At 59.8% G+C, this 11,109-nt stretch carries 8 protein-coding genes; 5 read left to right on the top strand and 3 right to left on the bottom strand.

Translation table 11 applies throughout. From position 1 onward, the window contains the following. Window positions 1-110 precede the first annotated feature (110 nt). Window positions 111-2,072 carry a 3-hydroxyacyl-CoA dehydrogenase NAD-binding domain-containing protein gene (locus AB1A64_RS03875; RefSeq protein ID WP_366550203.1) on the top strand — a complete coding sequence of 654 codons (1,962 nt, stop codon included), beginning with the start codon at window positions 111-113 and terminating at the stop codon, window positions 2,070-2,072. A gap of 6 nt (window positions 2,073-2,078) precedes the next feature. Here AB1A64_RS03875 and AB1A64_RS03870 read toward each other — a convergent pair whose 3' ends face one another. Genes AB1A64_RS03870 through AB1A64_RS03860 form a run of 3 tightly spaced genes read right to left on the bottom strand, consistent with a single transcriptional unit; the run spans window position 2,079 to window position 5,237 of the window. Then, window positions 2,079-2,801 carry an MbnP family protein gene (locus AB1A64_RS03870; protein WP_366550202.1) on the bottom strand — a complete coding sequence of 241 codons (723 nt, stop codon included), beginning with the start codon at window positions 2,799-2,801 and terminating at the stop codon, window positions 2,079-2,081. Further along, the gene (locus tag AB1A64_RS03865; RefSeq protein ID WP_366550201.1) at window positions 2,801-3,919 is read right to left on the bottom strand and encodes a cytochrome c peroxidase; all 1,119 of its coding nucleotides are present in this window, start codon (window positions 3,917-3,919) and stop codon (window positions 2,801-2,803) included. Before AB1A64_RS03865 ends, AB1A64_RS03870 begins: the two co-directional genes overlap by 1 nt. Before the next feature lie 19 nt (window positions 3,920-3,938). Continuing rightward, window positions 3,939-5,237: a hypothetical protein gene (locus AB1A64_RS03860; protein ID WP_366550200.1), complete on the bottom strand. Its 1,299-nt coding sequence runs from the start codon at window positions 5,235-5,237 to the stop codon at window positions 3,939-3,941. Window positions 5,238-5,545: 308 nt separating this feature from the next. On the opposite strand from AB1A64_RS03860, the gene AB1A64_RS03855 reads away from it, so the two are divergent. Genes AB1A64_RS03855 through AB1A64_RS03840 form a run of 4 tightly spaced genes read left to right on the top strand, consistent with a single transcriptional unit; the run spans window position 5,546 to window position 11,107 of the window. Continuing rightward, window positions 5,546-7,645: a hydantoinase/oxoprolinase family protein gene (locus AB1A64_RS03855; protein WP_366550199.1), complete on the top strand. Its 2,100-nt coding sequence runs from the start codon at window positions 5,546-5,548 to the stop codon at window positions 7,643-7,645. Next, window positions 7,642-9,291, top strand: a complete 1,650-nt coding sequence (locus AB1A64_RS03850) for a hydantoinase B/oxoprolinase family protein (protein WP_366550198.1) — start codon at window positions 7,642-7,644, stop codon at window positions 9,289-9,291. The genes AB1A64_RS03855 and AB1A64_RS03850 overlap by 4 nt, the downstream gene beginning before the upstream one ends. Then, the gene (locus AB1A64_RS03845) at window positions 9,288-10,370 is read left to right on the top strand and encodes a histidinol-phosphate transaminase (RefSeq protein WP_366550197.1); all 1,083 of its coding nucleotides are present in this window, start codon (window positions 9,288-9,290) and stop codon (window positions 10,368-10,370) included. The genes AB1A64_RS03850 and AB1A64_RS03845 overlap by 4 nt, the downstream gene beginning before the upstream one ends. Further along, window positions 10,367-11,107 carry an Asp/Glu racemase gene (locus AB1A64_RS03840; protein WP_366550196.1) on the top strand — a complete coding sequence of 247 codons (741 nt, stop codon included), beginning with the start codon at window positions 10,367-10,369 and terminating at the stop codon, window positions 11,105-11,107. Before AB1A64_RS03845 ends, AB1A64_RS03840 begins: the two co-directional genes overlap by 4 nt. Window positions 11,108-11,109: the final 2 nt, after the last annotated feature.

The raw sequence follows: 11,109 nt of genomic DNA, 5'->3' as shown, positions 1-11,109 counted from the left end.
TGAAACGCTAGACCGAGTCGCTCATCCCTTCAAGTTAAAATATTTTATGCTTGAAGTTATTTTGCGGGAAGCTACGCTTTGAGATATTCTCTAAAACGTCGGGTGGCCGGATGGTGGTGCGTGTCGAAACAAAGGACGATCTGGCGGTTGTGACGATCGACAACCCGCCTGTGAACGCGGCCAGTCAGGCAGTGCGCGCGGGGCTGTTGGCCGCCATTGCTGAGACCGAAGCGAACACCACAGCCAAGGCCGTCATACTATGCGCTGAAGGTCGGACATTCACTGCTGGTGCGGATGTACGCGAGTTTGATAAGCAACCGATGCCCCCTCACTTGCCGGATGTCATCCAAGCGATTGAAGACACAACAAAACCCTGGATCGCTGCGTTGCACGGCTCTGTCCTAGGCGGCGGGCTTGAGATCGCGCTTGGGTGCAGTCACCGCGTGGCGCTGCGCAGCACCAGGTTTGGCCTGCCCGAAGTAACGCTGGGCCTGATCCCTGGCGCGGGCGGCACCGTTCGATTACCGCGCCTGATCGACCCGCTTGAGGCTCTGAACATGGTGACCAGCGGCAAGCCGATCTCGGCCGCGACGGCGCTGAACCTGGGTTTGATTGACGACATCGCAGATGGTGACGTGATGGCCTGCGCTATCGCGCTGGCCCGAAAGACCGCAAATGCTCGGACCAGAACAGCATTGCGGCACCGCGACGCCAAACCTGTCGAGGATCCGGCCGCCTGGGAGGCAGCGAAGACCCGCATCATAAGCAAAGCGCGCGGCGCACTTGCGCCCGTCGCGGCGGCAAGGGCTGTGCAAACCGCGCTCGACCTGCCCGCGGATCAAGCTCAGATTCAAGAGCGTGAGGCGTTTCTGACCCTTAAATCCGACCCACAAAGCGCGGCTTTGCGTTACATCTTCTTTGCCGAAAGATCGGCGTCAAAACTGCCCGAACTGAAGGGCGTGGAACCCCACCAGCTCACAAGCATCGGCGTGATTGGCGGGGGCACCATGGGGGCTGGGATCGCCGCTGCCTGCCTGCTGGCAGGGCTGCCAGTAACCTTGGCTGAAAGGGACGAAGCTGCCCGTTCTGCCGGGCAGCTTCGCATCACAGCCATCCTAGAAAACAGCAGAAAGCGCGGCCTGATTGACCAAGGCAAGCTGGATGCTCTGACCGCTGCTTTATCAACCACCACCACATTCGAAGCCCTGACCGAAACCGACCTGATCATCGAAGCTGTATTCGAAGACATGGACGTGAAAACGCAGGTACTTCAAGAGCTTGATAAGCATATCCGGCGCGACGCCATTCTGGCCAGCAACACGTCTTATCTGGATATCAACGCCATGGCCGCCCGAACCAAACACCCCGAACGTGTGATCGGCCTGCACTTTTTCTCACCCGCCCATATCATGAAACTGGTTGAGGTCATCATTCCTGACGAAGCCGCCCCATCCGTAGTGGCCGCAGGATTTGCATTGGCGCGGAAACTTGGAAAAATCGCCGTGCCCGCCAGTGTATGTGACGGGTTTATCGGCAACCGCATCATGTCTGCCTATCGACGTGAATGCGAATACATGGTCGAAGACGGCGCCCTGCCCTGGGACGTTGATCGGGCGATGCGTGATTTTGGCTTTCCCATGGGTGTGTTTGAAATGCAGGACCTTGCCGGCCTCGACATCAGATGGGCCAAGCGCAAAAGCCAAGCTGCGACCCGCGACCCCGCCCAGCGCTATGTTCACATCGCCGACAAGCTTTGCGAAGCAAGACGTTTCGGGCGCAAGACCGGTCAAGGCTGGTACGATTACGCGGGCGGCAAAACTACCCCGTCGCAATGGGTGGAAAACCTTGTTCTGGCCGAATCCGCGCGCAAGAAGATCGCGCGCACTCCGATATCCGACGCCGAGATCGTCCAGCGCATTCTATCCACCATGCAGGCCGAGGCGCAGGCTCTTTTGACAGAAGGCATCGCGCGCCGCCCCGAGGGTATCGACGTGGTCATGGTCAACGGTTATGGCTTTCCACGCTGGTGCGGTGGCCCGATGTTCCTGAAAAATCACCCTTCGGTGGATTAAACACTTTCAGAAACTCGGCGCGACCATGGTGGCGTAGTTGTTGGCCAGCACCTCGGCATCTGCGCGGTTGAACTTGACTGATGGCAACGCCTGCATATCGATCTGTGCCGCATTGTCGAATAGTTTCGCCAGATCGACGGTCAGATGAACCTCTTGCTTTCCGCCCACTAAAATCTCTGCCGGAACTGTAAATTCGACCTCGCGCGCGTTCTCGGAAAACCCCACATGATAGACCAGGGGGGACACGTCTTCACCCACTTGCAGCGCCCCTTCGAATACGACGAACTTATACCCGACCTCCCAATTCCAGGCCATCTGACTGTTGGGGTCCAGGTCCCCGCGCACCTCAATCGAGGTATTCGCCGCCGGGTCGACACCGATCAGAAACCGCACAGTTTCAATCGATGGCAGAGGCACGGCAGGCAGAGTGATCGAATGCGCGCTGTCCACATTGTCAAAGCGCAGCAGGTGATAGCTGTCGGGCTCGGCATAGGTTTCACCCGCATGGCCGAAAGACAGGTTGCTGAGATAGAACCTGAAGTCGCGCACCCTGAACCGACCCTGCCCGCCCGGATTGTCATAGATGAATTGATCATAGATCAGGGGCTCATCCCCCATCTGAGCGTGGAAGGTAAGCGTGATCGGCGTGGCTTTGTTTTGCCCCGAGTTCAGAACGAACCACCCCGCGATCAGAGCAACCAAGACTGAAATTACAATGATCGGACGCATCACGACCCTCCCTCGAACGGGTTGGAAAACTGCGGGTTGGTCAGAAACCTCTCATCCGTCAGAGTGTGCAGAAAGGCGATGATGGCTTGGATTTCATCTGGCGTCATGCGCAGACCTACCGTGTCTTGCCCAGCCCCCGGTGCGTTGTCGGCTTCAAGGATCAAGGGGCTGAGCGTATCGCTGACCACGATCCCGTCGTTATAGTGATCCATCACGTCCTCCAGCGTGTCGAACCGACCGTCATGCATATACGGGGCAGTAACCGCGATGTTGCGCAGAGTTGGCACCTTGAAAAACCCCTTATGCGCCGGGTTGCCCGTCACCGACATCAGACCGTCGGGCAAGGTCTCATCCGGGTCCAACCCATTGTTAGAAAACCCGTCCAGCGCGTCACGAAACCCCGATGTCAGGAACTGACTGTGGCAATCGATGCAATTGCCGCCCCGCAAAGAGACCTTGGTATCGGGATGCGCCATGAACAGCTTGCGCCCGTGTTCTTCCTGCGCGGTCAACCGGACCTCACCCCGCAGGTATTGGTCGTATTTCGAATCTGACGAGATCAACATACGCATGAACGACGCCAGTGCTTTGGCCGTATTCTCGGGCGTGACCGCACCATAAGCCTGATGGAACATCTTGCGATACGCCCCTGAGGCCCGAAGCTCCTCCATCAGAGCATCGATATCCTGCCCCATCTCGTCCGGGTGCTGGATTGGCATCAAAGCCTGCTCTTCCAACGAGGTCGCACGGCCATCCCAGAAGAACCTCTCCTGCCCCCATAACAGGTTGGCCAGGCTCATCGAACTAAAGTCTAGCTCTCCCCCGGACAATGTCGGCGACTTTGCCAACCCATCGGTGAACGCCAATTCCTGCACATGGCAAGTAGCGCAGGACACCTCGTTGTTGCCGGACAGGATGGGGTCATAGAACAGGTGCCGGCCCAGCGTGAACGCCTCTTGCGTCAACGTGTTGTCGGGCGGAACGGCAAACCGCCCGAACACGAAAGGGGCTGAAAAATCGGCAATCGGTGTCGCCGTCGGGCCGCGCACCCGATCCCAGACCATCCAACCGGCCACCGCGATCCCTGCGGCGGTCAGGATCAACACAACCCAACGCATTCCACCCCCCAAAAGGCCGTCAGTGGTGGTGAACAAAGCCTGAGCCGAACAGCCCTTCGAGGTTATCCACCCCCTTGTTGTAGCGCTCTTTGAAGTCAATCGTAGCCAGACGTTCGCCGGTTTCCAAATCATGAACCGAGATCGTATGGCTGGCCAGATCAGCAATGAAGTCCACATCCGTCGGATCATCATCAGCGCCGTTGCCCAGATTTAGCAGGTTGTTCTGAACGGCGATCAAGTCCCGCCCCGAGGCCGACGTGTAAAAGATCATGTGATGCGCGCCCGGATCGGCGACGATATCCGGCCCGCTGGATACCAGTTCCGGCAGCGCGGCCAGTTCATAGCGTTTCACCACCCCCGGCAGCGCATGTGAGATGAACAGCTCATCCTCGGTGCCATAGAATTCCAGAGGCACGGCGGTTTCATTAGCAACACCGCTATAGATTACTTCGGCCTCACCAAAACTCTTGGAACTGGCGTCATAGGGCACTTTCCACGTCTCGAACCCGAACATGGTATTGGCCAGAATGGCCGGTTCGATATCAGGATGCATGCCCGGGCGGGCAAACAGCACCTCGACCGGAGAGGATGGGAAGTCCAGCGGTTTTTCCTTCTCGACAAGAATGTTTTCGATGGGTTCCAGCGCGTTCAGATCAATGATTGTCAGCATATTGCCAACGCCGGTGGCCAGGTCCGGATGCACGGTCGAGGTCACGACCATACGGTCTTCAAAAGCCGAGATACCATGCGGATACATGATATAGGGAGCGCCCTCACCCACCTGACTTTTGCGCGCTTCGATCACTTTGACGACTTCGTTCGTCTGAGGATCAAAAACACCAACCGAACCGCCATCATCACCGCCGGTTCCGCCCATGAAGGTCACAAACATATATTCCTGACCGTTGGAATTGGTCCACATGATGTCTTCACCCACCATCTGCCCCTGCGTGTCCAGACAAGTGAATCCCGATATCACCGGCGCGCCGCCCGCATCGCGGGCCAGCCCGATTTCGGCCAGGCTGCACGAAGGATCAAGCCCCGTGGCATACAGCCTGCCATTCGGGCTGTAATACAAATGGTGCAGAGGATGCTCCATCTCTGGCTGTTCAACTTCACTCAGGATCTCTCCGAACCGATCGGATTCCGGGTCTAGTTCGACGATCGCGATGCTGTGTTTCGTATCCAGCGTCGGCAACCCGCGCAGCAGCACCATGCCCTGGCTTTCCTCGCGATCTTGCGCCAACGCCGGAGACAGACCTGCCAGTACCAGGCTTGCACCAATCAGAACGCTATGTGCAATATGATTGAATTTCATGACTTACCCCCTTGTGATGAAATTTCGGAACATTTCTGAGTGGGATGCGCCTTACCCCACGTCATATCACAATGTTGGAATGGAACCAAATCTGCGCGGACCTCGAAAGATGTGTTGACGGACGGGGTATTCCTCACTCAATGTCCTGCCATCAAAGGACGAGGAACCGAAGCTGTGAAAGCCACCCTTCGACAACCAATGATGCGTCGCGACACCGGGTGCGATCTGGTCGTCTGACCCGCATGGGACAGACCGTTATCATCTGACCCGGCTTCGGGTCTGTTCCACTCTTTCAGGCTGATACCCAAATGATCCAACCAGATGGATTGCGCATGGCAATCGACATCGGCGGTACGTTCACCGATACTGTTCTGCTGAACGGTGCATCTCAGGTGCTGGCGACCACTAAAACACCCACCACACCACATCGCCCTGCTCTTGGCGCAGTTGCAGGCGCCACGCACGTCCTTGAAGCCGCCGGTACCGACTGGCATCAGGTGAGCGGTTTTATCCACGGCACCACGCTGGCCACTAACGCGCTGATCGAACGGCGCGGGGCGGCGACCGCCACCATCACCACGCGCGGATTTCGCGATATCCTGGAAATCGCCTATGAGCGGCGCTACAGCCAGTATGCGATTGATCTGGTCAAACCCGACCTGATCGTACCGCGCACCCATTCGCTGACCATCGGCGGGCGCATGGACGCCAACGGGCAAGCGCTGGATCCGCTGGACACGACCGCCATCGCGCCTTTGGTGGATGAACTGACGGCACTAGGGGTCGAGGCCGTGGCCATCTGCCTGCTGCACGCCTATGCCAACCCCGCGCACGAATTGGCCCTGCGCGATCTGCTGGCGCAGCATATGCCCGATTTGGTCATCTCTCTCAGCCATGAGGTCAGCCCCGAAGCGCGCGAGTTTGACCGGTTGTGTACCACCATTGCCAATGCCTATGTGCAGCCGCTCATGGCCGGATATCTGCAGGATTTTGAGGCGCGGCTCCGTCAGATGGGGCTGACCTGCCCGATCCTGATGATGACGGCAGGTGGCGGCATGACCACGCTGGACACTGCTGCCCGGCTGCCGATCCGCCTGGTCGAATCCGGCCCGGCAGGAGGTGCCGTTCTGGCCGCCCGCATCGCCGAAGCGACGGGTGAGGCGGACGTGCTGTCCTTTGACATGGGCGGCACCACCGCCAAGCTGTGCCTGATCGACGAATATCGCCCCCAGACCGCACGCAAATTCGAAATCTCGCGGGCCGAACGCTTTATCAAAGGCTCGGGCATGCCGGTTCGGATACCGGTGATCGAAATGATCGAAATCGGCGCCGGAGGTGGTTCCATCGCCAGTGTCGACCGTCTGGGCCGCATTCAGGTCGGCCCCCACAGTGCCGGATCAGACCCCGGCCCAGCGGCCTTTGGCAAGGGCGGGGAAAACCCCACGGTCACCGATTCCGATCTGACGCTGGGCCTGATCGAACCGGGGCGTTTTGCCGAAGGACGGCTGCAGCTTGATGAAATCGCTGCACAACAGGCGATGGCGAAGGATGTCGGCGACCCGTTGGGCCTGAGCCCCGATCAGGCCGCCTTTGCGGTCAGCGAGATTGTCGACGAAAGCATGGCCAGCGCAGGCCGTATGCACGCGGTCGAATCCGGCAAGGACCTTGGCAACCGCCTGATGATCGCGTTTGGCGGCAACGGTCCCCTGCACGCCACCCGTGTGGCCCGTCGCGCCCAGATGCGACGCGTACTGATCCCGCGTGATCCGGGCGTCGGCTCGGCGGTTGGGTTTCTGTTCGCGCCGGTTTCGTACGAGGTCATCCGGTCGCGCTATGCCCGTCTGGACAGTCTGGATATCGATGGGCTGAACCGGTTCTTCGACAGTATGCAGGCCGAGGCGGAACAGGTTGTCCGCGCCGGGGCGCCCGACGGGGCGCTGCTGCAACGCCGGATCGCCTATATGCGATATCACGGCCAAGGGCATGAGATCGAAATCCGCCTGCCCGATCGCGCCTTGGTGACCACGGATCTGGATGCGCTTAGACAGGCTTTTGAAGCGGAGTACAGCCGACAGTTCAGCCGGATCGTACCCGGCATGACAATCGAGATTCTGAACTGGGGGCTGTCCGTATCATCGCCAACACCGGCCCATGAGCCCTATCCTGAGAGCTCAGACCATCAGCAGGCAGAAACCACCGAACAGCGTCAGATACTGTGCGACGTCACCGGAGAATGGCGCACCGCAGGCGTCTACAACCGCACCGACCTGACACCCGGAGCTGCACTCAGCGGTCCGGCGCTGATTGTCGAGGCTCAAACGACCACATTTGTCAGCGCAGATTTCAACGCAACCGTGGATGGTCAGGGCAATATCTGGCTGACGCGGCAAGAGGAGGCCAAGGGATGATCCAATCAGATACACGCCTGCAAGTGATGTGGAACCGGCTCCTGGCCGTGGTCGAAGAACAGGGTCAGGCGCTGATCCGCGCGGCTTTCAGCCCGATCGTGCGCGAATGCGGCGATATCTCGGCCGGGATATTCGATACGCAGGGCCGGATGCTGGCCCAGGCCGTCACTGGCACGCCCGGACATATCAACACCATGGCCGAGGCGGTCAAAACCCTGCGCGCCAGATTTGCCCAGACCGATATGAAACCCGGCGATATCTACATGACCAACGATCCGTGGATCGCCTCGGGCCACCTGAACGACTTCTTGTTGATGATGCCGGTATTCTATGGCGATACTGTTATCGGCTATACGGCCTGCACCTCGCATCTGGTCGATCTCGGTGGGTTGGGTATGGGGCCGGAAGGGTCGGATATCTATGACGAAGGCCTGCTGATCCCGCCCTGCAAGCTGGTCAGCCAGGGTGAGGTCAATGCCCTGTTGCTTGAGATCGTCAAAGCCAACTCGCGCGAACCCATCGCGAACGAAGGCGACATCTACGCCCTGATCGCCTGTTGCGAGGCCGGATCAACACGGCTGGTTCAGATGATGCAGGAATTCGGCATCACCGACCTGAACTCGCTGTCGGAATACATCATCGAAACGTCACGTCGCGGCACGTTAGAGGCCATCGCCGACCTGCCCAAGGGCACATGGCGGCACGTGCTGAAAGTGGATGGTTACGATGAAGAGATCGAGCTGCACGCGGCGCTGACCATCGCCGATGATCACCTGCTGCTGGATTTCGACGGCACAGCAGCCTGCGTGGGCAAAGGGATCAACGTGCCACTGAACTATGCCACGGCCTATTCCGTCTTTGCGCTGCGCTGCATCATCGGGGCGGATATTCCGAATAATGCGGGTTCGCTTGACCCGTTTCGGGTGACGGGCCCCGAGGGTTGTATCCTGAACGCGCAACCTCCGGCACCGGTGGCGATGCGGCATACGTTGGGGCAGATGACGCCCGATCTGGTCTATGGCTGCTTGACGCAGGCCCTGCCCGACAAGGTTCCTGCCGAGGGGGCATCATGCATGTACGACCTGCCCCTGCGCCATGTGCCCGAAGCGATCGACCGAGGCGATGACCAGTTTGCGCTGGAGCTTGTGTTTAATGGCGGCACAGGCGCACGCCCCCGTCTGGACGGGCTGTCGGCCACGGCCTTCCCCAGCGGCGTATGGGGCAGCCAGGTCGAAACCACCGAGGCGGTTGCCCCTGTGTTGTTTCACCGCCGTGAACTGCGCCCCGATTCCGGTGGCGCCGGGCGTCTGCGCGGCGGTCTGGGGCAGCATATCGAACTCAGCGCGTCCAAGGATCAGGATTTGATGCTGTTCCTGTCGGTCGAGCGGATCAAGAACCCCGCCAGCGGCCGAGAAGGTGGGTTGGACGGCGCGCCCGGTCGCATCACCGTAATGCCGGAAAACCGCCAACTGCCGGGCAAAGGTGAGGTTCGGATCAAGGCCGGTGAAACACTGATCTTTGAAACTCCGGGCGGGGGCGGCTTTGGCCTGCCCGATGAACGCTCAGATGACGCGGTGCAAAGCGACGTCCGCGCGGGTCTTGTCAGCGAGGCTATGGCCCAAACCCAGTATCGGAGGCAAACATGACCCAACCGCACCCGCATATTGCGCGCATGTCCCCCTATGCGCTGGCCAACCTTGACGCGCCAGAGGGCAAAACCCTGATTTCGCTGTCGCAAAATGAAAGCCTGCGCCCACCAAGCCCCAAGGCGACCGAGGCCGCGGCGCAGGCGTTGGGCAAGTCGATGCTCTACCCCGACCCGGACTGGACGGACCTGCGGCACGCACTGGCCGAACTGCACGGGATCGATCCCGATGGTATTTTGTGTGGCAACGGATCGCTCGACCTGATCGGATGCCTGGCACGTGTGTTCGCGGGGCCAGAGCGGGCGGTGCTGGCGCCCGCCCATGCTTATCCGTTCTTTCAAACGGCAGCGCGGGTGGCCGATGCTCGGTTCGACCCCGCCGCCGAAGTAGATGCCGTCGTCAGTGTCGACGCCTTGCTGGCTACGGTCCAGCCGGATACCGGGATCGTTTTTGTTGCGAACCCGGGCAACCCAACCGGCACGCGCATACCAAAAACTGAACTTGTCCGCCTGCGTCAGGGCCTGCGGCCTGACATCCTGTTGGTGATCGACGAAGCCTATGGTGAATTCGCCGATCATCTGGGCGAGCGGTGTTTCGATCTGGTTCAGGGCGGAAACACAGTCGTTTTACGCACGTTTTCAAAAGCATACGGCATGGCGGGGTTTCGTGTCGGGTGGGGTCTGTTCCCACCTGGCATCGTCGGAGAGCTGCGCAAAGTGATGAACCCGAACAACGTCCCGGCCAACGCTCAAATAGCGGCCGCTACGGCCGTGCGGGACGATGCCTATATGCGCGAAACCTGCGCGATTACGGTAAGCTTGAGGGATCAGGCAGTGGCCAAACTGAAACGGGCCGGGTTCGCGCCTTATCCCAGTTTCACCAACTTTGTGCTGATCAACATAGGCAGCGCCGAAGCGGCGGCAAGCGCAGACCAAAGGTTGCGGTCCGAGGGCGTATTCCTGCGCCCGCAAGGCGGCGCGGGCCTGCCTCATACCCTGCGCATGACCGTCGGCCCGCAGGCGGCGATGGACAAGGCGATTGAAATCCTGACGCTATTGAAACAGGAGAGACAGACATGACCACGTCCCGAGGGCGGGCCCGGTTCGGCCTGCTAGTGCCCTTCACCAATACCAATTTTGAACCCGATCTGGCCTTGATGGCCCCTGCGGGCATTTCGCTGCACGTGGCCCGCATGGGTGGGTATGACGAGGATGAGATTCCCGACGAATCCCAGATGCATGATCTGGGGGCGGCCGATCTGGACGAGCCGCTGTGCCTGCTGATGGGGGCCAAGCCGGATGTGGTCTTTTACGGCTGCACCTCGGCCACGCTTACCCATGGCCCCGAATTCGACCGCGACCTGGCCAACCGCATCAGCGCCGATAGCGGGGCCAAAACGGTGACCGCTGCGGGGGCGTTGGTGCATGCGTTGTCCACCTTGGGCGCCAAGCGCATCGGTTTCGCCTCGCCCTATGTTCCGGCGATCAACGACATGGCGATTACTTTTCTTGGCAAGCTGGGGTTGGACACGATCCAACGCTCGGAAGTGTCTGAACCCCTTGGCAATGAAGGCCAAGGGGCGCTTGATCCGGACGCCGTATTCGAACTGGGCCGCGTGGCTGATCACCCCGCGGCCGACGCGCTGGTTCTGTCCTGCACCGACATGCGCAGCGTTGAGGTCATAGCCCGGCTGGAGGACGCTGTTGGGAAACCCGTGATCAGTTCAAATCAGGCGATGTTGTTTCAGGCGCTGCAACTGTTGAATATCGCTGAACCCATCTCTGGGTACGGACAGTTATTGGAACGCGAAAGGTGATC

This window comes from Ruegeria sp. ANG10 (assembly GCF_040705255.1).
GTDB lineage: Bacteria > Pseudomonadota > Alphaproteobacteria > Rhodobacterales > Rhodobacteraceae > Ruegeria.
Note: the sequence above shows the minus strand (reverse complement) of the source record. Positions and strands in the feature narration are given on the sequence as shown.